The organism is Streptomyces sp. NPDC005141, from assembly GCF_053599975.1.
In genome coordinates, this window is the sequence record NZ_JBSFYW010000002.1 from 175787 (window position 1) to 198280 (window position 22494).

General features: G+C 69.8%; 17 protein-coding genes and 2 pseudogenes. 7 read left to right on the top strand and 12 right to left on the bottom strand.

From position 1 onward, the window contains the following. Positions 1-15 precede the first annotated feature (15 nt). The 7 genes and pseudogenes from ACWD68_RS02215 to ACWD68_RS02245 all read right to left on the bottom strand — a co-directional run bounded on the left by ACWD68_RS02215 (position 16) and on the right by ACWD68_RS02245 (position 6318). Positions 16-1212, bottom strand: a complete 1197-nt coding sequence (locus tag ACWD68_RS02215) for a cytochrome P450 (RefSeq protein WP_451804557.1) — start codon at positions 1210-1212, stop codon at positions 16-18. Between the two features lie 180 nt (positions 1213-1392). Beyond that, the gene (locus ACWD68_RS02220; RefSeq protein WP_451804558.1) at positions 1393-2106 is read right to left on the bottom strand and encodes an alpha-ketoglutarate-dependent dioxygenase AlkB; all 714 of its coding nucleotides are present in this window, start codon (positions 2104-2106) and stop codon (positions 1393-1395) included. Further along, positions 2103-3611 (bottom strand): DNA-3-methyladenine glycosylase 2 family protein, encoded by a 1509-nt coding sequence (locus ACWD68_RS02225; protein ID WP_451804677.1) that lies wholly within the window; start codon positions 3609-3611, stop codon positions 2103-2105. The genes ACWD68_RS02220 and ACWD68_RS02225 overlap by 4 nt, the downstream gene beginning before the upstream one ends. A gap of 64 nt (positions 3612-3675) precedes the next feature. Beyond that, positions 3676-3873: pseudogene (locus ACWD68_RS02230) on the bottom strand (cytochrome P450); the annotation flags it as partial. 80 nt (positions 3874-3953) lie between these two features. Next, a pseudogene (locus ACWD68_RS02235) lies at positions 3954-4592 on the bottom strand (hypothetical protein); the annotation flags it as partial. Between the two features lie 59 nt (positions 4593-4651). Continuing rightward, positions 4652-6097 (bottom strand): MFS transporter, encoded by a 1446-nt coding sequence (locus ACWD68_RS02240; RefSeq protein ID WP_451804559.1) that lies wholly within the window; start codon positions 6095-6097, stop codon positions 4652-4654. Then, positions 6094-6318 (bottom strand): DUF1272 domain-containing protein, encoded by a 225-nt coding sequence (locus tag ACWD68_RS02245; protein ID WP_451804560.1) that lies wholly within the window; start codon positions 6316-6318, stop codon positions 6094-6096. Before ACWD68_RS02245 ends, ACWD68_RS02240 begins: the two co-directional genes overlap by 4 nt. Positions 6319-6662: 344 nt before the next feature. On the opposite strand from ACWD68_RS02245, the gene ACWD68_RS02250 reads away from it, so the two are divergent. The 4 genes from ACWD68_RS02250 (at position 6663) to ACWD68_RS02265 (ending at position 11802) form a co-directional block, all read left to right on the top strand. After that, on the top strand, positions 6663-7766 hold the full coding sequence (locus ACWD68_RS02250; RefSeq protein WP_451804561.1) for a thiolase family protein: 1104 nt from the start codon (positions 6663-6665) through the stop codon (positions 7764-7766). 139 nt (positions 7767-7905) lie between these two features. After that, positions 7906-8859: a diacylglycerol/lipid kinase family protein gene (locus tag ACWD68_RS02255; RefSeq protein ID WP_451804562.1), complete on the top strand. Its 954-nt coding sequence runs from the start codon at positions 7906-7908 to the stop codon at positions 8857-8859. A 37-nt stretch (positions 8860-8896) separates the two neighbouring features. Continuing rightward, the gene (locus ACWD68_RS02260) at positions 8897-10030 is read left to right on the top strand and encodes a ferritin-like domain-containing protein (RefSeq protein ID WP_451804563.1); all 1134 of its coding nucleotides are present in this window, start codon (positions 8897-8899) and stop codon (positions 10028-10030) included. A 167-nt stretch (positions 10031-10197) separates the two neighbouring features. Further along, the gene (locus tag ACWD68_RS02265; protein WP_451804564.1) at positions 10198-11802 is read left to right on the top strand and encodes a class I adenylate-forming enzyme family protein; all 1605 of its coding nucleotides are present in this window, start codon (positions 10198-10200) and stop codon (positions 11800-11802) included. A 422-nt stretch (positions 11803-12224) separates the two neighbouring features. On the opposite strand, the gene ACWD68_RS02270 is transcribed toward ACWD68_RS02265, so the two are convergent. The 3 genes from ACWD68_RS02270 to ACWD68_RS02280 form a co-directional block, all read right to left on the bottom strand. Then, positions 12225-14630, bottom strand: a complete 2406-nt coding sequence (locus ACWD68_RS02270; protein WP_451804565.1) for a beta-L-arabinofuranosidase domain-containing protein — start codon at positions 14628-14630, stop codon at positions 12225-12227. 271 nt (positions 14631-14901) lie between these two features. Then, on the bottom strand, positions 14902-15945 hold the full coding sequence (gene denD / locus ACWD68_RS02275; protein WP_451804566.1) for a D-erythronate dehydrogenase: 1044 nt from the start codon (positions 15943-15945) through the stop codon (positions 14902-14904). A gap of 265 nt (positions 15946-16210) precedes the next feature. Then, complete coding sequence (locus ACWD68_RS02280) at positions 16211-17203, bottom strand: helix-turn-helix domain-containing protein (protein ID WP_451804567.1); 993 nt, start codon at positions 17201-17203, stop codon at positions 16211-16213. A gap of 109 nt (positions 17204-17312) precedes the next feature. On the opposite strand from ACWD68_RS02280, the gene ACWD68_RS02285 reads away from it, so the two are divergent. From ACWD68_RS02285 to ACWD68_RS02295, 3 genes are all read left to right on the top strand, one after another. Then, positions 17313-18344: a saccharopine dehydrogenase family protein gene (locus tag ACWD68_RS02285; RefSeq protein WP_451804568.1), complete on the top strand. Its 1032-nt coding sequence runs from the start codon at positions 17313-17315 to the stop codon at positions 18342-18344. A gap of 249 nt (positions 18345-18593) precedes the next feature. Further along, positions 18594-19310: a PH domain-containing protein gene (locus tag ACWD68_RS02290; RefSeq protein ID WP_451804569.1), complete on the top strand. Its 717-nt coding sequence runs from the start codon at positions 18594-18596 to the stop codon at positions 19308-19310. Positions 19311-19555: 245 nt separating this feature from the next. Next, the gene (locus tag ACWD68_RS02295; protein WP_451804570.1) at positions 19556-20734 is read left to right on the top strand and encodes a serine/threonine-protein kinase; all 1179 of its coding nucleotides are present in this window, start codon (positions 19556-19558) and stop codon (positions 20732-20734) included. 85 nt (positions 20735-20819) lie between these two features. On the opposite strand, the gene ACWD68_RS02300 is transcribed toward ACWD68_RS02295, so the two are convergent. Together ACWD68_RS02300 and ACWD68_RS02305 are read right to left on the bottom strand one after the other, a co-directional pair. After that, positions 20820-21638: a spermidine synthase gene (locus ACWD68_RS02300; protein ID WP_451804571.1), complete on the bottom strand. Its 819-nt coding sequence runs from the start codon at positions 21636-21638 to the stop codon at positions 20820-20822. 301 nt (positions 21639-21939) lie between these two features. Continuing rightward, on the bottom strand, positions 21940-22464 hold the full coding sequence (locus tag ACWD68_RS02305) for a MarR family winged helix-turn-helix transcriptional regulator (RefSeq protein WP_451804572.1): 525 nt from the start codon (positions 22462-22464) through the stop codon (positions 21940-21942). Between the last annotated feature and the right edge of the window lie 30 nt (positions 22465-22494).

Here is a 22494-nt window from a genome sequence, read left to right on the forward strand (position 1 = left end):
CGGGGACGTCCGGCTCTACCAACGGACAGGCAGCTCCTCGATCCCGCCGAGATGGGCGTACGAGCGCCAGCGCAGATCCTCGAAGGGCACCGCGAGACGCAGACCCGGGAAACGCGGGAGGAGCGCCGCCAGCGCACACTCCAGCTCGATGCGGGCCAGCGAGGACCCGACGCAGAAGTGCGTTCCGAAGCCGAACGCTATGTGCGGGTTGCTCTCGCGGTGTATGTCGAGCCGTTCCGGATCGGTGAACACCGAGGGGTCGCGGTTCGCCGTACTGATGGAGGCGACGACCGCGCTCCCCGCCGCGACCTGCCCGCCCCGCAGTTCGATGTCCTCGGTCGCGATGCGCAGGAACGAGCCGTCGCCGGGCTCGTTCAGCCGCAGGAGTTCCTCGATCGCCCGCGGGATCAGTGCGGGATCGCCGCGCAGCTCCGCGAGCGTCTCCGGGTTGCGCAGCAGGGTGACCACGCCACCGCCCAGCGCGGTCACCGTGGTGTCGTGGCCCGCGAGAAGCAGGATCACGCCGAGACTCACGAGCTCGTTCTCGGTCAACGCTCCCTCACTGTCCCGAGCCTGTACGAGGGCGCTGAGCAGGTCCTCACCGGGGTCCTGCCGTTTGGTCTCGATCAGATCGGCCAGATACGCACGCATCTCGCTGTTGGCCCGGCCGACTTCCGCCAGCGGGTACTTCGCGTACGACATGAAGTGGTCGCACCAGCGGCCGAACTTCATGTGGTCGGCGTAGGGCACGCCCAGCAGATTGCAGATGACCCGCAGCGCCAGCGGCCGTCCCAGCATGTCGTTCAGATCACCGGGCGGTCCCTTGGTCTCCATCTCGTCGAGGAGCTCCGACACATGCCGCTCGATCTCGGGTCGCATGCCCTCGACCCGGCGCCGGCTGAACTCCCGGTTGATGAGTCTGCGCAGCCGGGAGTGCCGGGGCGGATCGATGCTGATGATGCTGTCCTGGTCGGGCTCGGCCAGCTGTGCGCGCGGGGCCCCGGGCTCGAACAGGGCGTCGCGGCTGAAACGCGGATCGGAGAGCACGGTCTTGACGTCGTCGTACGCGGTGACGAACAACGCCGGGAATCCGGTGGCCAGGGTGATGGGGCACACCGGCGCCTCCTTCTGGAGCCGCGCGTACTCCTCGGGTGGATCGGTGACCGTTGCTCGCTGGACCGGATACGTCAGGTGCGATGGCTGAGCAGACACGTGCAGCAGACCTTTCGCCGGGACCGGGGAGGGACGCTGGTCATGGGGGTCGGCGGATGGCTCCGCGCGATGCCCCGGTGCGCTCTCTGGTGGCTCCGTCGCACCGCAGCGGCTCTCGTTCCCACCACCGTGTCAGCCGACTCTGAGATGCCGCTGACACATCCCTGGTGCGTGTGACCGTCATCGTGACCGCTGCGCCGGGAGGTGCGCGACGAGACCGGTCTCGCGCAGGGTGACGCTCACCCGGCCACCACGGATGCCCAGTTCGGCCGGTGCGGTACCGGGCAGGGTGCGTACCACCGAGTGGTAGGCCATCCGTCCCGGGCCTCCGAAGACGAACAGGTCACCGCTGTGCAGGGTCAGGTCCTGCCAGGGGCGGGTGCGCGTCTCGTTGTTCCCGAAGCGGAAGACACAGCTGTTCCCGAGGCTGAGTGAGACCACCGGCGCGCCGCTCTCCTCGGCACGGTCCTGATGCATTCCCAGCCGGGCTTCGGCATCGTAGAAGTTGACGATCGCGGCATCGGCCGCGTGGGCCTGAGGACGTCCGCACAGCTCGTCGTCGAGTTCCGTGGCCTCGACGACCGCTCTCCGCGCCAGGGCCGCGAGCCACCCGGGCAGCGGCTTGACCGGCGTGGCGTCCGCGTCTGCCGTGGTCCGGGTGTACCCGTATCGCAGGGAGTAGTGCCACCCGAGACAGATCGACTGCACCCGCATGGGGGTCCCGTCGGGCATGCTCGGCCGGTGCAGTCCCGCCGCCCCGCGTGCCCACTCCCGGCAGGCCTGCAGCAGCTGCCTCTGCCGTTCGGTGTCGAGCCAGCGCGGGACGAGCACCGCTCCGGCCCGCAGGACCTGGGGCGGGCGCCCGAACAGCGCGTCGTCGTCCTGGTGATTCAACGGACCGTCCCCATGGCGGCCCGGAGGTGCTGTACGGCATAGGAGCGCCAGGGCCGCCAGGCGTCGGCGCGCTCGTCGGTGGTGGCGGGTTCCGGACCGCCGAAGGACTGGTGGGACGCCTCGTGAGGCTCCAGTTCCGCGGGCACGAGGACGTCCGGGTCCCCCAGCGCCCGCATTCTGATGAGGGCACCCGTCCGCGGCCTGACACCATCGACCTTGAGCAGCTTCCTGGTGGCCTCGTCCCGGTCCACGCCGACGCCGAGGTCCAGATCCTCGGAGGCCAGGGCGGTGGCGATCGCCTTCACGCATCTCCCCCGCTCGGGAGTGCCCGCCAGCTCGTGCGGCGCGAGCTGTGCGAGCGTCTCGATCGCCGGGAACGTGTGCGTGACCTGACCGATCTCCCTGGTCAGCGGCTTGCCGTAACGGGCGACGAGCAGCGCCGCGTCACTCTTCGCCTGCTCGCTTCCGGCGTCCTGGGCGAGCACCGCCCGGACAGCGCACTCGGCCGGGTCCACGGAGCCCGGCACCCTGCGGCCGGGCATGCGGGCGACGAGCGGGGCGAGCAGCGGATCCCGCGCGAGTACTTCGTCGACGGCCTGAGGGTCGGCGTCCAGATCGAGCAGGTCACGGCAGCGCTGGACGGCCGCCGTCATGTCGCGCAGGTCCTGAAGGTGCAACTCGCATTCCACGAAGCCGCGGCCCGGAGGCTGAACCGTCTTGCCCGCGGGCTTGCCGACCACACAGGAGAGGGTGGCGACGGCGCTGCCGTGAGGGAGGGACAGCGCCCGGTGGTAGACGCCGTCGGCGTACTCCTCGATGCCTGGCACAGCCTGCTCGCCGAGCTGTTTCAGCAGCGCTCCCACGTCCAGCGGGGTACGGAACGGCAACTGGATCCGGATTCCGTTGCCCCACGGCTGCGAGGGTGAGACCGCGCGCGGCCGGCGCTGGGCCGCGCGGGCCCTCAACTCGGTCGGGGGCATCGAGAACACCGCCCGCATGTTGTCGTTGAACTGCCGGATGCTGGAATACCCCGAGGCGAAGGCCACCTCGCTGACGTGCAGGTCGGTGGTCTCCAGAAGGAGTTGCGCAGTTCGTGCCCGTTGGGCGCGGGCGAGCGCGAGCGGGCCGGCCCCCACCTCGGCCACGAGCTGCCGCTGAAGCTGGCGCTCGCTGTAGTTCAGCCGGGCGGCGAGACCGCTGACGCCTTCCCGGTCCACCAGCCCGTCGGCGATCAGACGCATGGCACGGCCGACCAGGTCGGCGCGGCTGTTCCATTCCGGCGACCCCGGGGCCGCATCCGGCCGGCACCGCTTGCAGGCGCGGAATCCGGCGGCCTGCGCGGCGGCCGCCGTCCGGTAGAAGCGCATGTTGACACGCTTGGGAGTCATGGCCGGGCACGTCGGGCGGCAGTAGATGCCCGTACTGGCCACTCCGATGTACAACCGGCCGTCGAACCGGCTGTCGTTGCTCAGAGCGGCCCGGTAGTAGTGCTCCTCGTCCATCATGTCTCCACCATGGGCTCCGGCACGTGGGCAATGCCAGCGGGAATCCGACATCAACATCCGTCTGTCAGGGACGCATCCGGGCGGGCAGACGCAGGGGTCCCCGGAACAGGTACAGGTCCCGGTAGGGCGGCTCGGCGGTGAGCAGCTCCAGGTGCGGGGCCCGGGCGAGCAGCGCGCGCAGCGCGATCCCCATCTCCATCCGGGCCAGTTCCGCCCCCAGACAGCGATGCGGGCCGTTGCTGAAGGTGAGGTGGCGAGGTGCGCTGCGTGGACGGTTCTGGAGCGCGTGATGTCCAAGGTCTCGATGTCCGGGAACGCGGCCGGATCACGGTTCGCCACGACGATCATCAGGACGATGCCGTCGCCCCGCTCGAAGGTGTGGCCATCGAACTCCCGGTCCTGCAGCGCCACCCGCGAGGTGAACTGGATCGGGGGGTCGTAGCGCAACGCTTCGTCGACCGCCGCCGGTACGAGGTCCGGGTCGGCTCGCACACCAGCCGCAGCGGTAGCGGGCTGTTGAACGCGGCGACCAGATCGACCTCGTTGGCTTCGAGGGCGGCGTCGAGCAACTCGTCCACGATCCGTTCGGTCCGCGCGTGCATGGCTGCGATCTTCTCCGGCTTGAAGGCCTTGCCGACCAGCCGATCGAGCCGGGTGTGGTCCGGCGGGTCCATGCCGAGCAGCGACCCAGGCACGTCGTCCCGTCCCACCCCCGGCCTGAAGGGGCTGATCCTGTCGTTGTACCCGTGGCCCCAGAGCGGGTCGGTGAGAACCTTGTTGCAGTCCGCGTGATGCGACGTCAGGTATGTCCGGGGTCCCAGGGAGTGGATCGGATCGGTCTCCCGCAGGGCTGCGTAGAGCGGATACGGATTCGCCCGATGTTCCGGGTTGAAGACCTCCCGTGCGAGTTTCGGTGCCGTCGTCATGCTTCCAGCTCCTGCGAGGTGGGGCTCCGGTGAAAGGGACGTTCCTTCGGCGCACCGTTCCTTGCTGGTTCGGGTCCCAGCACTGGCCGGGTCCGGCATGTGCCCGGCCTGCGGTCAGGCCTCACCCCCTGTCGTGGCGGCGGTCCCGGTCGCCGCGGTGGTGACGGGGGCCGACGGCCGGGGACTCGGCTTCAGGGACAGTCCGAGCCCGGCGAGGCCGGCCGTCGCCGCCATCACGGTGGAGAACAGCAGGACGTGGACGTACGCGGTGGTGGCCGACGCGTCCGCACCGGCGAGGACCGAGGCCAGCACCGCGATGCCGAGGGCACCGCCCATCTGCCGTGCCGCCATGTTGAGCCCCGTCGCACCGGCGAACTGCCCGGGGGGCACCGACAGGGCCGCCGCCGTCGAGACACCCGTACTGACCGCGCCCATGCCGAAGCCCGAGATGGCGGTCGTCGGGAGCCAGAGGTCCACGAGATGCGGCTCGGCGGGCAGCACGGCGACCAGCCAGACTCCGATGGCCACGATGAGCAGCGAGCCCCCGACCACCATCAGGCGCGGGCCGGCGCGCCTGCCCAGCAGCCGGCCGATGCCGACGGCCGCGATCGCCGAGAAGACGGCGCCGGGGCTCAGCACGAAGCCGGCCTTCAGCTCCGAATAGCGCCAGACGTTCACGAGGTACAGCACCCCGCACAGCAGCCAGGCGTAGAGCGCCGCGCCGTAGAAGAACGACACGACATTCGCCAGGGAGAAGGTCCGGCTGCGCCACAACGTGGTGTCGATCGCCGGAACGGGCTGAGTACGAGCCCGCAGCACACCGTAGGCGAGCACCGCGATGCCGGCCAGCAGACAGCCGAGCGTCCGGGGGTCGCCCCATCCCCAGTCCGAGCCCTGCGTCACGCCGAGGACCACGCCGCCCATACCGATCGCCAGCGCGAGAGACCCCGCTACGTCGGGAACACGTCCGGGGATCCTCTCGGATCGCCGGACGGCACGAACCCCGATCATCAGCGCGATCCCGACCGGCACATTGATGAGGAAGACCGTGCGCCAGCCGAACGCGTCGATGAGAACACCGCCCAGGCTGGGTCCGATCGCGGCGGCGGCGGAACCGGCGGCACTCCACAGACCGATGGCCGCCATCCGGCGCTCCGGCGGTGTGTCGAACAGGATCACGGCCAGGGACGCGGGGATCATCGCCGCCGCGCCCGCTCCCTGGACCGCCCGGGACACCAGGAGGAAGGGCAGGTACGGCGCCACGGCACACAGCAGGGACGCCACGGTGAAGACGCCGACGCCCATGCTGTAGAGCGCCCGCCGCCCGACCGCGTCCGCGAGCCGTCCGGCCGGTGCCAGGAGCGCCGCGAAGAAGATGGCGTACAGCGTGATGACCCAGGAGAAGTCGGAGATCGACGCTCCCCGGAAGGTCTCGTGCATGTCGGAGACCGCCAGATTGGCGATCGTGGAATCGAGGATCGCCAGGAACATGGCGCCGGACGCGAGCACGGCGATCGTCGGATAGCTGGGCTGTCGCACGGGTGCTTCGGCCGCGTTCACGCGCTCGCCTCCGTGGCTCGCCGGGGGCGGGCCCGCAGCTCGCCGTCGCAGTTGGGGCACTGGTTGCCGGAATCGCCCGCGCATGAGGCACAGAAGGTGCACTCGTAGCTGCAGATCATCGCAGGGTCACCGGGCGCGAGCGCCGTGCCGCACGTTTCGCAGGTGGGCTTCATGTCGAGCATCGCCAGTGTCCTCCAGAAGAAGTCCGAGCAAGCGACCATCGCTGCCGTGACGCCGCCGATCCGTCACCGGAGGCGACCCGCGCCGAGGGCTGCCTCGTGGCGCACCAGTCGTTGCGCCGAGGACCGCGCCGTCGCAGCGCGCACTTCCGCGATGTGTCGAAGCCATGCAATCTTGGCGGCCCCCGCACGGGACTGTCTGGCAAATTTCGGTCACCAACCTCCCGTGCGGGGTGGGGAGTTGTCGGCAGGGAGTTGATGGCGGGAAGTCACTGGCGCAACCGCTCGACATCGCGCCAGGGTTCCCTGACCACGTTGCTCCCGGCCGCGCACGAGCTGTCTCGCGAAGCGCTCCCCACCATCCGGAACACCCAAGGAGGAATCCAGTGATCGCATCAGTTGTCCTGGCAGGTGCCCGTACACCTCTGGGCCGCCCGTTCGGCTGCCTGCAGGCACTGTCGGCCTCGCAGCTGGGGGCGGTGGCCGTGCGAGCCGCCCTGGAACGGGCGCGGGTAGGGGGCGACGAGGTCGATCAGGTCCTCTTGGGACACTCGGCGATCGACGCCACCGACGACCGCTCGGCGCGGGCGGCGGTGGCGGGCGCGGGCATCCCTCCGGGGGTGCCGTTACTCGTCATCGGGCAGATGTCCCTGTCCGGTCTGAACGCCATCGCCATGGCGGACCGGCTCATCCGCTCCGGCACCAGTGACATCGTCGTCGCCGGCGGCATGGAATCCATGACCGCCTCCCGGCGGGACCCGGGCGAGCGTACGGCGCCGCATTTCCGGTTCCCGCGCCGCCGGCCGCTGAAGCTGGACCGGCGTACCCAGGACGAGGTCGCCGCCCTGTCCCACGAGCGCGCCGCCACCGCCCAGCTCGCGGGCCTCTTCCGCGAGGAGATCGCCCCGGTCGCGCTGCCCGACGACACCGGCGGAGGCCTCGTCAGCAGCGACGAGGGCATCCGCCACGACGTCGACGCCGGGATGCTGGCCGCGGCCGAACCCCTGTACTTCCCGAACGGCACGGTCACGGCCGCGAACACCTCGTCCGCCGCAGACGGGGCGGCGGCCGTGGTGATGATGCGCCGCTCGCTGGCCGAGGCACGGGGCCTGGACTGGCTCGCCGAGGTCGTCGGGCACGGTGCGGTGTCGGGCCGGGCGGACGGCCTCCACCTGCAGCCTTCCCTGGCCATCCGCAAGGCTCTCGCGCCACTCGACCTGAAGGTGCGCGACCTCAATCTCATCGAGATCAACGAGTCGTTCGCGGCCGTGGTGGTCCAGGCGATGAGCGTGCTGTGCACGGGCATGAACCGGATCAATCCGCACGGCGGCGCCATCGCTCTCGGGCATCCGATCAGCACGTCGGGGGCACGCATCGTGCTGCACCTCGCGCATTCCCTGCAGCGCCGTGGCGGCGGTCTGGGGGCGGCCGGCATCTGTGGTGAAGCCGGCCTCGGCGAGGCCCTGTTGCTCCGCTCCTCCCACCGCTGAACCAGTCGAACAGGCACTGGCACGAGCACCGGCTCTGGCCCAGGCCCTGGCCCTGGCACCACGGTCTCAGCGGCGTGCCAGCGCAGGCTGCGAGTGTTTCTCGCCCGAGGGTTCCAAGGCGAGGGAAGTGAGGGGTGACGTGGCCGCACCTCGATGGGCCCGGACGGCACTGGTCATCGTGAACCCGGCGGCGGGCGGCGTGGGCGCACCCCTCGTCGACGAAGTGACGCGCCATTGCCGCTCCTGTGTGGACGACCTGAGTCTGGTGACGGCCGAGGACCGCGGCGAGGTGGAGAACGCCGCCGCGAAGGCCCACGAGAACGGTATCGACGTGGTCGTGGTCCTGGGCGGCGACGGCACCGCGCGCGACGTGGCTTCCGGGATCGCCCGCGCCCGGTCGCAGAACCCTCACGGCACGGGCGCGAACAGCTGCGCCATGATCAACCTCCCTGCCGGAACCGGCAATTCCTTCTACCGGGAGATCTGGTCGGACCACCCCTGGCAACAGGCCTTGAAGGCCGCACTCGCGACGGAGCACCCCCGGGTACGCAGGGTCGACATGGCACGCATCGTCGAGCTGGACACCCTGGTGCTTCTCGGGGCGTGCTCCGGTCTCGTCGCGGAAGCCCTGGTGACCGCGGGCCGACTCCCCGAAGTGCCCGGCCGGGAGCGCTATCGGCAGGCCGTGGCACAGACTCTGCGGACCTTCCGGCCGTATCCGGGCCGGGTGACCGTCGACGGAGTGATCGTCCACGAGGGCCCGGCGGTACTGGCCAATGTCGGCGGAGGGCGCTACCGCGGCGGTCAGTTCAAGGTGCTGCCACGTTCCGAACTCGACGACGGCCTGCTGGACGTGTGTGTCGTGGGCGGCGAGCTGGACCCCGCGGCACTCCCCGGCCTGACAGCCGACGGCAGTCATGTGGAGCGCCCCGAATCCGTCTACGCCAGGGGCCGCCGTATCACCCTCGAGCGCACCGACGGCGAACCCCTGACATTCGAGCACGACGGTGAACTCCCAACCGTCGACGCCGATCGCTACACGCTAGAGGTGCTGCCCGACATCCTTCCCGTCCTCGCTCCGCCGCGCACATGAGCGAGGCCAGCGGAAAGCCGAACACGAAGGGCTGGTCATGAACGTCACCGACGGGACGTCGGGGAACGCGAGTTGGACGTTTCCCGCAGCCGGCGACAACTTCTTCTCCTGGGAATACGACTCGGGACGCGAACGACTGCTGAGTCTCTACCAGAAGGGGAAGGACAAGCAGTGGGACAGCACCCAGCGCATCGACTGGTCACTCGATGTCGACCCGTACGACGCCCTGGGCACCCCTGAGAAGACACTGGCGTTGTTCGGATCGCGGCAGTACGCGAAGCTGAACGAGCGAGAGCGCCAGGAAATGCGACAGCACATGGCGGCCTGGGAGTTCAGCCAGTTTCTGCACGGCGAACAGGGCGCGATGATCTGCTCCGCACGCATCGTCCAGTCGGTCCCCGACATCGACGCCAAGTTCTATGCCGCCACTCAGGTGATGGACGAGGCCAGGCATGCCGAGATATTCACTCGCTTCCTCAAGGAGAAGATCGGCCTGACCTATCCGATCAACCCGCATCTCAAGTCCCTCCTGGAGGACGCCCTCAACGACACGCGCTGGGACATGCCGTACCTGGGCATGCAGGTGCTCATCGAGGGACTTGCCCTGGCGGCCTTCGGGATTCTGCGTGACCGGACCGACAAACCCCTGCCCAAGCAGATCCTGGCGTACGTGATGCAGGACGAAGCACGTCATGTGGCGTTCGGCAGGCTGGCGCTGCGTGACTACTACGCCGAGCTGTCGAGCAAAGAGATAGCCGAGCGCGAAGAGTTCGTCATCGAGGGCTGCCATCTGATGCGGGACCGCTTCCGCATGCAGGAGGTGTGGGAGAACCTCGGCTTCGACATGAAGGAGTGCATGGAGTACATGAACCGGGGGCCGCGGATGCGCGCCTTCCGATCACTCCTCTTCGCGCGCATCGTGCCCTGCGTCAGGGACATCGGCCTGTGGAGCCCGGCCGTCCGAAACGCCTACGACGACATGGGCGTGCTGGACATGGCCAACAGCGACCTGGTCAAGCTCATGGAATCCGACGAGATGCAGGCCGACGAGCTCGACAGGGAGCGGCGGGAGACGCTCGCCCGGACGGCGGAGGTCGAGGAGAGCATCGCGCTCGGTGCCACGGACCCCGGTGAAACTCCCTCAGCGGTACCCCCGGCACCCGCTCCCTGACGGCAACCTCCCCCAGTCCCGATCTCCCACCTCCCACCCAGGCGGTGCCCATGCCCCCGACGCCCTCGACATCCCCGACGGCCGATCAGAGCGGAAGGCCACGACCGGCATTTCTGGACGACTACGCCCGGACACGGTTCCGGCGTCGGCTCAGCCCCCTCTCACGGGTGCCGCGCACCGGACGGATCGGCGAGGCATGGCATCTCGCCGCACGGCACGGCAGGTTCGGCCCGGTGATCGTCGACCGCGCGCCGGATGTCGACCCGGAGGGCCCGCTGGAGCGCAGCTACGCGGAGTGGGCTTCCTTGGTGGACGACCTGGCCTCCCGGCTGTACGCGCTGGGTGTACGCCAATGGGATCGGGTCGCCGTCATCAAGCGCAACCATCTCGACGTGGCCCTGCTCGCCTCGGCCGCCGCGCGGATCGGCGCGATTCCCGCGCTGATCACCGACAACCATCCCGCCGAGACTCTCACCGTTCTCCTCCAACGCCTGGAGCGCCCCTTCCTGGTGGCGGATCGGCGGGCCCTGGAACGGCTGGCTCTCGACGAGGACGACCTGGCCCGGCTGACGGAACGTACGGCCTGCGTGGGCACGCCGCCTCCCGGCCGGTCCGATGTGGCGGCCTTCGCGGAGCCGGCCGGCGGACCGGTTCCCCAGGTCAGGATGCGCCAGCCGCACGAACCGATGGTCATCACCCACACGTCGGGCACGACGGGGACACCCAAGCTGGTGCTGCACTCGGCTCAGTCCCTCTACTCCCTGGGTCTGGTCGAGACCGAGCGGTGGCCCATCATCCGGCTGCGCGGGAACGACACCGTGGCGTTCTGTCACCCGTACTCGCACCAGCGGGTCATCACCGGACTGCTGCCCCTGACCACCGTCGGGCCGAAACTGCTGATGCTGTCGGACCCGGAGTCGCCCACCGCGCACGCCCTGCTGGCCGAGCACGCCCCCACTCTCGTCGAAACCCTCCCGAACGCGTTCCTGGCCTGGGAGGACCTGGCCCGTGACCCACGTCGGCCGTTCCGCGACGTCCGGCTCTTCATCAACTCGTTCGACGCCATTCACACGCGCACCGTACGGACCTTCCTCGCGGCGACCGACCGCAGACTGCCCGTCTGGGTCCAGTCGTGGAGTCAGACCGAGGCCGGGGCCGTCGCCATCCGCCCGTACCTGCGCCGCTCGGTGAAGCGGCGCGGCAAGCGTCCGCCGCCGACCCAGAACCTGGGTTGGCCGATACCGGGATTCGGCAAGGTGCGCGCGATCGCGCCGGAAAGCGGTGACCCCGTACCGGCCGGGCAGGTGGGTCTGATCCAGTTCTCGGCGCCCGGCCGTTGCCTCGGCTACGTAGGAGAGCAGAAACGACACAGCGCCAAGTGCGAGGGGCCCTGGTGGAACCTCGGTGACATGGCGGTCATCAGTCGCTGGGGAGCGGTGCGGCTGATCGACCGCGAGATCGACCGGATCCCCGGTACGAGTGCGCTGGAGATCGAGGACGTACTGCTCGACCGGCTGCCACAGATCACCGAGGTGGTCGTGCTCGCCGTCCGGGACGCCGACCCCCAACCGGTGCTCAGCCTGCGGGAGGGATCCTCCCTCGAACCGGAGCAGTGGCACCGGGCCACGGCGGACCTGCCCACGATGGCCGCTCCGGTCCAGATCCGCTGGGACGAGTTTCCGCGCACCGCGACCTGGAAGATCCGCCGCACGTTGCTCCGCGAACGGCTTCTCTCCGGAGCCGACGGGGTCGGATTCGGACGGTGGACGTGATCCGTCGAACACAGGACGGCTCATGCTCGGTAGCGCCGGGCGCCGGGGCCGACGTGCCGCCGCGGGCTCCCGCCGGACACGACTGAGACGTCCGTCTCAGCGTGGTGCAAGCCACGAATGCCATGCTTCTGTTCGTTGCCCGCCAAGGGCGACTGGAGAGATACCCATAGCGGCCCAATGGGGATCGGAGTCACCTCCGATCAGGGGTTCTGCCCCACGCAGGTTCGAATCCTGCTCTCTCCGCCGCGGCCCGACCCACCGCCGCCACCGGAACCGCGCCGCCTGCCGCGTCATGGGCAGGCGCGCGGCCACCGGGTGATCGTGAACGGCCTCGGCATCCGCCTCACAAAGCTGCCGGCTCGCCGTAGGCCGCAGACCGCAGACCGCAGACCACAGACATGCTCTCGAACCGGCTCAGGCATTCACAGGAACCGCCACAAGTGGTCGGCCGTACCGTTGTCGTCGAACTGGACAATCTGCGCGCTGTTGCCGGTCGACATCCGGTCCACACCTAGGACCTTGCCGCTGTTCTTGTTGCGGATGCGATACCAGCCGTCACCGCTGTCCACCAGTGTCCAGAGGTGGTCGGCCGTTCCGTTGTCCTCGAACTGCACGACGATCGCGCTGTTGTCCATGGACATGTGGTCGACGCCGAGCACCTTGCCGCTCTGGCCGTTGCGTATCAGGTACCAGCCGTCGCCCTTGTCGACGAGCTGCCAGGCGTGGTCGCCCGTCCCCGTATTGTCGAACTGCACCACGCGTGCGCTGTTCTCGGTGGACATCCCGTCGACGGCGACGACCTTGCCGCTGTTCTTGTTCGCGATTCTTCGGAACGGTGGTTCTGGCGTCCAGGGCTGTCCCTCGGGTGCCGCCGTAGGGAAGGACGTGATGCGAAGCCGTGCCGCACCCATGGGGATGAGGGTGACCGTCTCCACGGGGGCGTCGCTGCGGGCGGGGCAGTCCTGGAGCGGCGCGACGACATGTTCGTCGTCCGCGATCCACTCCTGGATCTTCCGGGCCTGTGCCGAGATGCGCAGAGGTGTGGTGTCCGGAGTGAACGGTTGGTCCGGTACGACAGCACTGGTCCGGGTGGGGGTCAGCGGGGTCTCCGGGAGGAGGCCGTAGTTCCATGCGGTGGTGGCGTGGACCTCGTAGGCGGGGAACGCTGCGTCTCCCGCGTAGCGGTCGTAGCGCTCGCCGATCTTCAACGAGTAGGTGAGCGGGCCTTGTTCGACGCTGACTGCGCCGTGCCGGCCGGGCCACTGGCACAACCGAGCCTGCTGGGGCAACTGCAGGCGGACGACGTCACCGTCGCGCCATGTGCGCTCCACCCGCGCCCAGAACGGTCCGTCCGGGGCCACCACCGAGTTCCCGTTGACCCGGAGTTGGGGCCCCCGGCACCAGCCGGGCACACGCAACTGCAGGGGGAAGCGCACGGGACGGGGCGTGGAGACGGTGAAGGTGATCGTGTCCTTGAAGGGATAGCCCGTCTCCTCGGTGACGGTCACTGTCGTTCCGCCCGCGACCGTGGCTCGGACCCTGCTCGGAGCGTAGAGCGCCGCGGCCAGACCACCGTCGGCGCCGGTGAGCCAGAGTTCCTCGGTGAAGTACGGCCAGCCCATGCCGTAGTTGTGGGGACAGCACCGGTACTGGTCGACACCGGCCTGGAAGGCCTGCATGGCGAAGCCGTTCTGGAACTGCCCCTGGGTCTTGGGGCGGTTGTCGAGGTCGATGCTGTTGGCGCTGGTGATGTAGTGAACGGACTTGCCGTCGGGGTCGAGTGAGGCCGGGAGCAGGTTGAAGGCCAGGTCTTCGCAGCGGTCCGCCCAGACCGGATCTCCGGTGATCCTCGTCAGCAGCTCGTGGCTGGCCATGAATTCGACGATGCCGCAGGTCTCGAAACCCTGCCGGGGGTCCGCGAATCCGGGGCGGAAGTTCTCGTCGCCCGCCATGCCGCCGCCGGGGAACCGTCCGTACGTGTCCATCACGGCGTCGTAGGCGCGATAGGTGGCCCGGGTGAGGTCGGTGGAGCCGGTCAACTGGGCGTATTGCGCGGGCTCCCGGAAGCCCTGGGCGATGTTCACGTTGTGCCGACTCGGTGTCGTGCCGGTCCAGTCGGCGCCGTGGGTGTGCATCTTGGCGGCGAGATCGAGCAGGAACGCCTCGCCGGTACGGCGGTAGAGCCACACGACCACGTCGAGCCCGTCGCCCCAACGGTACGACACCCAGCTGGTGTTGAAGGCGCCCGGTCCCTGAGCGTTCATGAAGCGGAGGAAGCGGAGGAGAAAGGGCACCACCCGCTGGTCGCCGGTGTACTCCTCGTGTGTCCGCAGAGCCTGGAGGAGCGGGAGGAAGGGCCAGAAGTCGGGACCGCCGTTGAGCGCGGTGCGTAAGGCACGCGGCCCGAAGAAGCCGTCACTCTCCTGGGTCGCGAGGACCGCGTCCACCCACTCCCGCGACCGGGTCAGGGCGTGCGGGTCACCCGTGGCGATGGCCAGCGGTATGTAGCCGCGCAGCCAGTACGGCAGCTCCTCCCAGGCGTTGTGCTCGGGGTGCACCCAGCCGGAGGTCGAGAAGTCGAGGAAGTGCGAGAAGGATTCGTACGTGCCGCACAGACCGTCGAGCTGCGACCGGAGCTGGCCGGCGAGCCAGCCGCGGGCCACGACACTGCCGGGCGGCAGCTTCTGGAATCTGTCGGGCACCTGTGTCTCGGCTCGCGGGCGGGGAGCCGCGGTCGCGACTCCCGCGAACGCGAACGTGGCTTCGAGAGCCGCGGCCCCCAGGGTGCCGGACCCTATGCCGAGGAGTTTTCGTCTGCTCATTGACATGCAGGTGACCTGCCTTCCGGAAGGGCCGACTCGCAGTGCGACAACGTTGTCTCCCACAACGTTGTCTCCCGCTGATCGAGCAACGTCAGATCATCCAGATGTGGCTCCACAGCGACTCCCTGTCAGGGGAAGCCCTGCGGCTCTGTACAACGTTGGAAAAGATGCAGTGGACATGACAGCATGGCCGAGTCCGCCTGTCCAGCGTTCACGCACGCCACGGCGAAGACATCGGTGAACACCTCGGTGAAGGACTCGGTGAAGAGCTCGGAGATCATCCGGGCGGCGTCGGCATGTGCCGCCGGACCAAGGAACGGGTGACCGCGTCGGGGTGATCGGCGATGTAGTCCTGGACCACCGACAGGAAGCTCGGGTCGGGCCGGAGACCGAGTGCGGTGGCGCGCCGGTTGTCGAAGACGGCCGGCCACGAGCCGACGAGGGCCTCGATGGCAGGGTCGGGTGTGATGGTCACCAGGTCGGCGGCGGAGGCGCCGGCCACCTGCCGCAGTGTGGCGAGCATCTCGGCGACGCGGACAGTGAGCGCGGGAAGGTTGACCGGCAGCCGGCCTTCCAGGCGACCCGGCCCGGTGCCGCGCTCGGCTTCGGCGACGCGGAGGATTCCGTCGATGGTGTGTCGCGGCGAGGCCAGGGCCACTTGCGCGCCGGGTTGAACGGGACAGGTCGCGGGGAGTTGGGCGAGTGGTTCGCGGATGATGCCGGACAGAAAGCCGGAGGCGGCCGCGTTCGGCCGGCCAGGCCGCACCGCCACGGTCATCAGGCGGGCCACACGTCCGTCGATGAAGCCCCGGCGCGTGAAGTCCGCGATCAGGTGTTCGCAGACGAGCTTCTGCGTTCCGTAACTCGACTGCGGGGAAGGCACCGTCGCCTCGGTGACCACGGGCGGCAGGGACAGGGCCGGGTCAGGGCCATAGACGGCGAGGCTGCTCGCGAACAGCACCCGCGGTACCGGCCCGGCGGCCGACGACTGCGTGCGGGCCGCCTCCAGCAGCGCACGAGTGGTGTCCACATTCGCGCTCATACCGAGATCGAAGTCCGCCTCGCACGCGGCCGACACCGCGGCGGCGAGATGGAACACGACATGAACCGGCTCGGCGAACACGTCACCGAGGCTGTCGGTCAGATCGCCGTGCACCACGTCCACGAGCGGGTCGCCCGCCGGCGGGAAACCGGGCTCCACGACACGGTCGACGAGGACCAACCGGGTGATCGGCGCGCCGTCGAACGTCCGCGTCCGCAGCAGGCGACCGGCGAGCAGCCGTCCCAGGAATCCTGACGCACCCGTGACGATGACCCTCATTGACGTCTCCTCACCCGTGGCCGCCACAGCGCCGTGCACGCCGTCGCGGCACGCCGTTGCCCACTCCTGCGGCAGACCCACCCGCACGTCCTCGGACACGCAGCAGCATCCTCGTGCGCCGACGTTCAATCCACCACACCGTCGCGGCCACCTGGCCGGGGTGCGGCTCACGGCCTGCCCTGCATCCTGGAGCAGAAGCGCTGCCCACTCCCCCGGCCCGCAGGGCAGGCACCGGCTCCGGGCGGAGGCCGAACCAGCCGCCCGGTCAGTGGTGTTGGCCGTACCGGCCGGATTGCCCGCTGTCATCCGGGCCGGGCCGGGTCCGTGAGCGGAAGGTGCGGCGGTAGGCGTCGGGGGGCACTCCGACCGTGCGGTTGAAGTGCCTGCGCAGCGTCGTGGCGGTGCCCATGCCGGTGGAGGCCGCGATGGTGTCGACGCCCGCGTCGGTGGTCTCCAGCAACTCCTGGGCGTGGCGGATGCGCTGGGTCAGCAGCCATTGCAGCGGAGTGGTGCCGGTCACCGACCTGAAGTGGCGGCCGAGGTTCCGCGAACTCATCCGCGCCTGGCGGGCCAAGTCCTCCACGGTCAGCGGATGGTCCAGCCGTTCGATCACCCAGGGGAGCAGTTCGGCGAGCGGGTGGTTGTCCGGAGCGGGCACCGGTGTCATGACGAACTGGGCCTGGCCGCCGTCCCTGTGGGGCGGCACGACCAGGCGGCGGGCGACCGTGTTGGCGACCGACGAGCCGTGGTCGAGGCGGACGAGATGCAGGCACAGGTCCATGGCGGCGGCCTTGCCCGCGGAGGTGAGCACACTGCCGCTGTCCACGTAGAGGACGTCCGGGTCCACCTGCACCTCGGGGTGGCGGGCGGCCAGCTCCTGGGTGTGCGCCCAGTGCGTGGTCGCGCGCTTCCCGTCCAGCAGGCCGGCGGCGGCCAGTACGAACGCCCCGGTACACAGGGATGCGATGCGTGCGCCCCCCTCATGGGCCGCGCGCACCGCGTCGACCAGGTCGGCGGGTGGGTCCCGGTCGACGTCGGCCCAGCCGGGGACGATGACGGTGTCGGCGTGCGAGAGCCGGTCGAGGCCGTGGTCGGGCTCCAGCAGGAACCGTCCGACCCGCACGGCGTCCGGCCCGCAGACGGCGACGTCGTACCACGGGCCCGGTACTGCGTCCGGGGCGGAGCCGAAGACCTCGTACGCCAGGGCCAGTTCGAAGTGGAGCATCCCGTCGGTGACGGCCAGTGCGACAGTGTCCATGTCCGGAATTGTACGGGGCATGGCGTTCCAGACACTCGTGTGAGCCGCCGGTCCCCGTCAGGATGTCCCTACGGATCACGGCAGATCACTGAGGCACGGAGGAAAACCCATGGGGTCGGGGCAGGTAGTGACGGTGTTCGGCGCGTACGGGCACACCGGACGGTTCGTGGTGGCGGAGCTGCGGGAGCGCGGGTTCGTCCCGGTCCTCTCCGGCCGGGACGCCGAGAAGCTGAAGGCGCTGGCTGCCTCCCATCCCGAACTGGACGTCCGCCCGGCGTCGGTCGACGATCCGGCCGCGCTCGACCACGCGTTGGCCGGAGCGGCGGCTGTGATCAACTGTGCCGGACCCTTCGCCACGACGGCTGCCCCCGTGATCGAGGCGGCACTGCGCGCCGGGATCCCGTATGTGGATGTCGCGGCCGAGATCGAGGCCAACGTCGACACGTTCAAGCACTTCGCAGACCGCGCCCGAGCCGCGGGAGGGGTGATCGTCCCAGCGATGGCCTTCTACGGCGGGCTCGGCGACCTGCTGACCACCGCCGCGATGGGCGACTGGACGGCGGCCGACGAGGCGCACATCGCGTACGGGCTGAGCAACTGGCATCCCACGGCCGGGACACGTGTGGCGGGCGCCGTTTCCCGGGAGCGGCGGGGTGGCCGACGTGTCCGATACACGCAGGGGCAGTTGGAGTACCGACAGGACGCCGCACCCACCCTGGAGTGGCCGTTCCCCGACCCGATGGGCCGGCGATCCGTCATCGGGGAGTTCTCGATGGCCGACGTGGTCACCGTGCCCAGCCATCTAGACGTCCCCGAGGTGCGCAACTACATGACCGTCGAGGCGGCCACGGACCTGTCGGACTCCGACACACCGCCGCCCAGTCCGGTCGACGAGCACGGACGGTCCGCGCAGACCTTCGTCGTCGACGTCGTCGTACGCTCCGAGGGCACCGAACGGCGAGCCGTGGCCAGGGGCCAGGACATCTACGCCATCACCGCGCCGCTCGTGGTCGAAGCAGTCGACCGCATCCTCACGGGGCGGACCAGAACGGTCGGGGTCGCCTCCGCCGGCGAGATCTTCGACGCGGTCGACTTCCTCCGCGCGCTGTCCGCGCACATGTCCCTTGAGCTGCGTCGGTGACCAGGTCGACCGGGGGCGCCGACCCAGGCCGTGTCATGGCGTGAGGCCTCGCAGTTGGCGTCGCCCCAGGCCGCCGGGTATTCCGGCGCGGACTCCACAGTCCGTACGCGAGTGCCGCAGGACTGCGGGTGCTGCCCAAATTGCTCTCGACACAGGGGAGTTGGGGCGCCACCATGGTGCCCCGGCGTGGCGACACCATGGTGCCCCGGCGGCGGCCGGGGCCGTGGAGAGCCGAGCGGGGGGGTGCGCATGGGGTACGACAGGCTGCCACGCGAGTACCGGTTGAGCCGCTCCCGGATGCGGTTGTTCCTGTGGGTGATCGCGGCGGGCACGGTGAGCATGCTGGGGGCCGTACTGACCGCCGATGACCTGCCCGGCTCGGTCACGTACCCCTTTGTGATCGCGTGGGTGGCACTCATGGGGTGGCTCTTCTACGCCACCCTGCACTGCTCCACCACCGCCGACATCAAGTCGATCCGTGTGCGCAGCATGGTCAGGCGACGACGGCTGGCCTGGGAGGACATCCAGGACATCAGGGCCGAGGCCAACCCGGCCGCGGCGATGCAGAGCAATGCGGCCCAGGTGATCGTGCACGCCTACGGCCGCGACGGCAGCAAGGTGTTGCTGCCCTTCCTCGACGACCTGCATGTGAACGTGGAGCGCGAACTCGGGGTGCTGCTGGAGGCATGGGAGGAACTGCGCGGTGCGGACTGGGCGCCCGACCCCGACGCCGCCGTCCTCATCGATCGGCGCAATGCCCGCCAGGCGGCGATGACGGCGGGCTTCATCGCCGTCATGCTGTCGTTCATCCCGCTGACGGTGCTGATGCTGCTGCCGCTGTTCGTGGACATGCCTGGGTGGCTGGAGTCGACGCTGCAACCCTTGACGGTCATGGGGGTGGGGCTTCCGCTGATCTTCGCCCTGACCGCGATCACCTCGTACCGCGGGCGCCTGCGCAGCGGGTGACCGACGCGAGACAACGAGGTGCAGGCATCAGTCGGGACCGTTCAGTCAGCCGACTGAACGTCCTGGCCCCAGCCACACCCCAGCCCGCAGCCCGCAGCCCGCAGCCCGCAGCCACCCTCGCTCGACTTCGGCTGCGGCTGCGGCTGCGGCTGCGGCTGTGTGAGTCGCTCACCGCCCCTTCCCCGCCGATCACCGCGTGCGGCAGCTGGCTTACCGTGGCATGCGAACGATCAGGGAGGTGGGGGATGGACCGTATCGGCCCATACACCGTCGAGCGGGTGCTCGGCGCAGGGGGAATGGGCGTCGTGTACCAGGCGCGCTCGCGGGGTGGGCGTCTGGTGGCGGTGAAGGTCGCGCGGCCGGAGCTGGCCCAGGACAGCATGTTCCGGGAGAGATTCCGGGCCGAGGTGAACGCCGCTCGCCGAGTGGGCGCCTTCCACACGGCACCGGTCGTCGATGCCGATCCCGATGCCGAGCTGCCGTGGCTGGCCACCGCCTACATCGCCGGCCCGACCCTGGCTGACGCCCTGGATGCCCAGGGCCCCATGAACGAGCAGGCGTTGCGGGCGCTGGGCGCGGCGTTGGCAGAGGCGCTGCAGGCCATCCACGCCTGTGGTCTGGTGCATCGCGATCTGAAGCCCGGGAACATCATCATGGCCGTCGACGGACCTCGGGTCGTGGACTTCGGCATCGCACGCGCTACGGAGGACGCTCGGCTGACGGTGCCCGGAGCCAGCGTCGGCACCCCGGGATTCCTGGCTCCGGAGCAGGCCGAAGGTCATCCGGTGAACGGAGCGGCGGACGTGTTCGCGCTCGGCTCCGTCCTGGTCGCCGCCGCCGGCGGCAGCGCTTTCGGACACGGCACATCGATGGCGTTGATGTACCGCTCGGTCCATCACGAGGCCGACCTCACCGCCGTTCCCGTCGCCCTGCGACCCGTCGTCGAGGCCTGTCTGGCGAAACAGCCGACCTCGCGCCCGACTCCGGAACACCTGCTGGACGTATTCACCGCCACCGCCTCACCGGCGCCGGCGGTCGGCTACACGCCCACCATCCTGTCCGCGCCCTCCATCCCGGCACCTCCGCCCTACCCCCCGACCGTCACCGCTCCACCCGCGGCCGCCCTTGGCGAAAGCCCGGCCGAGGCCGCCGAGTTCCTGGCCATGGACCACAAGAACGCCGTGATCGCGGACGTCCACGGCATCTCCTTGGGAGTCAACGGCCGCCCCACCGACTTTCCCTGGCCGCTCGTTCGCACGGTCACCCACCGGGAGACCGGCCGGGGCTACGGCCTCACCGTCACGGTCACCCTCACCGACGGCCAGTCGCACCGTTGCCGCGTGACCACCAAGGACGAGGACCAGCTCGACACATGGATCGAGGAACTCAACGAGGTCACCGCACGCTACTGCCCCGGCAGATGAACCCGGCCCTGCGGCACGCGTCGGCGCCGCCCGGCCGCCCGGCCTGGCCGGGCGGCGCCTGTTGGGAAGGCGTACTACAAGCTCCTCAGCCGGCGCGCCTTCGGCCGACGTAGACGGTGTTGGCCGCGGTCCCGCCTTGAAGCGGATTGTCGAAATCCACTACGTGTGCGGCGGTCTCCGCGAAGACCCCCGCGAGCACCGAGCTGAACTCCTCGTCGGGCGGGTCGTTCGACCACAGCGCGAACACTCCGCCTGGATGCAGCAGTTCGGCCAGAGCCGCCAGGCCGGCCGGAAGGTAGAGCCCGGCGTGGCTGGGATGCAGCACATGCCGCGGCGAGTGGTCGACGTCCAGGAGGATCGCGTGGAAACGGCGTCCAGGGGTTTCGGGGTCCAGACCGTGCGGCGTCGCGCCGGCATCCTCGGTCTTGTCCCCCGCGGCCCCCGGGGCGTCCGTTCTCGCACCCTCCGCGGACGGTGTTCCGCTCGCCGCCGCGCTCCCGGCGACCATCGCGAAGAAGTCCCCCCGCACCAGCCGGCACCTGGGGTCCGACGACAGCCCCGCGCCCAGGGGTACGAGCCCGCGCCGGTGCCAGTCGATCACCTCGGCCAGCGCGTCGACGACGACGAGCGAGCGAACTCGCGGATCGTCCAGCGCCGTCCGGGCGGTGTACCCGAGGCCGAGCCCGCCCACGGCGACGTCGAGTGCGCCCTCGGGGGGCAGCTCCGCCAGGCCGAGCCTGGCCAACTCGATCTCCCCGGTGGTGAAGAGACTGGACATCAGGTACTCGTCGCCGAGCTTCACCTCGTACACGTCCTCGCCCGACAACGGATCTCGCCGACGACGCAGGCTGATCTCGCCCATGGCCGTCGGCCGCCAGTCGATCTCCTCGAAACGTGCGCTCATCCGATGTCCTGCTCCCGATCCTCGTACGACCAACTCGGGCGGAGTCACAGCCGCCCACGGCGACTGCCGTGGCTGGACGGAACTGCGCCAAGAGCGGGCGCCGAACCGTCCGGCTCGGGCCCGATGCCCTGGAGGATCTTCACACGGATCGCGTCCGGGAGAGCGGGCAAACGGCCGTACGCCACCGTGTTGCCGAGTCGGTGCGACCGCTCCGCCGTCGGGTGACCCACTGGCGTGCTCACCCGATGGGATCCAGGCGCGGTTTCAGGTGCAGACGATGGCGACGACCACTGAGAACGGTTCATGCGCCGCCCGGGGCGCGCGGCTGGTCCATTCGGGAGAGCCAGGTCGTGAGCAATGTTTCGAGGGCCTCGGCCTCGGCGCGTGTCAGCAGATCCAGGAGCTGGTGTTCATTGCGGATGTGGTCGGTGAACGCCTGGTCGATCAGTTCGAGCCCAGGTCCGGTGAGGGCGACGATCCGGCCACGCTGGTCGTCGTCGGAGCGGCGGCGGGTGACGAGTCCCGCTCTCTCCAGACGGTCGATCCGCTTCGTCATCGCGCCGGTGGTGACCATGGTGTGCGCGGCCAGCTCGCCGGGCGCCCGTTCGTAGGGCGCACCGGCGCGACGCAGTGCGCACAGGACGTCGAACTCCCCCTCGCTCAGGCCGTAGCGACCGTAGACGAGGCAGAGTTCTTCGGTGAGCCGGCCCGCCAGGCGATGCAGTCGGCCGATCACTCCTTGCGGGGTGACGTCGAGGTCGGGGCGCTCGCGGTGCCAGTCCGCCTGGATGCGGGCCACACGGTCCCGTGGTTTCCGGTCTTCCATGAACACCAGGATAGCTTCCACAGAAGCTAT

What these genes read in the sequence shown, in the direction of transcription:
- ACWD68_RS02285 (WP_451804568.1), top strand. Translation starts at nt 17,313, where the DNA reads ATGGGGTCGGGGCAGGTAGTGACGGTGTTCGGCGCGTACGGGCACACC.
- ACWD68_RS02280 (WP_451804567.1), bottom strand. Translation starts at nt 17,203, where the DNA reads ATGGACACTGTCGCACTGGCCGTCACCGACGGGATGCTCCACTTCGAA.
- ACWD68_RS02260 (WP_451804563.1), top strand. Translation starts at nt 8,897, where the DNA reads ATGAACGTCACCGACGGGACGTCGGGGAACGCGAGTTGGACGTTTCCC.
- denD (WP_451804566.1), bottom strand. Translation starts at nt 15,945, where the DNA reads ATGAGGGTCATCGTCACGGGTGCGTCAGGATTCCTGGGACGGCTGCTC.
- ACWD68_RS02245 (WP_451804560.1), bottom strand. Translation starts at nt 6,318, where the DNA reads ATGGTCGCTTGCTCGGACTTCTTCTGGAGGACACTGGCGATGCTCGAC.
- ACWD68_RS02290 (WP_451804569.1), top strand. Translation starts at nt 18,594, where the DNA reads ATGGGGTACGACAGGCTGCCACGCGAGTACCGGTTGAGCCGCTCCCGG.
- ACWD68_RS02300 (WP_451804571.1), bottom strand. Translation starts at nt 21,638, where the DNA reads ATGAGCGCACGTTTCGAGGAGATCGACTGGCGGCCGACGGCCATGGGC.
- ACWD68_RS02270 (WP_451804565.1), bottom strand. Translation starts at nt 14,630, where the DNA reads ATGTCAATGAGCAGACGAAAACTCCTCGGCATAGGGTCCGGCACCCTG.
- ACWD68_RS02225 (WP_451804677.1), bottom strand. Translation starts at nt 3,611, where the DNA reads ATGATGGACGAGGAGCACTACTACCGGGCCGCTCTGAGCAACGACAGC.
- ACWD68_RS02305 (WP_451804572.1), bottom strand. Translation starts at nt 22,464, where the DNA reads ATGGAAGACCGGAAACCACGGGACCGTGTGGCCCGCATCCAGGCGGAC.
- ACWD68_RS02295 (WP_451804570.1), top strand. Translation starts at nt 19,556, where the DNA reads ATGGACCGTATCGGCCCATACACCGTCGAGCGGGTGCTCGGCGCAGGG.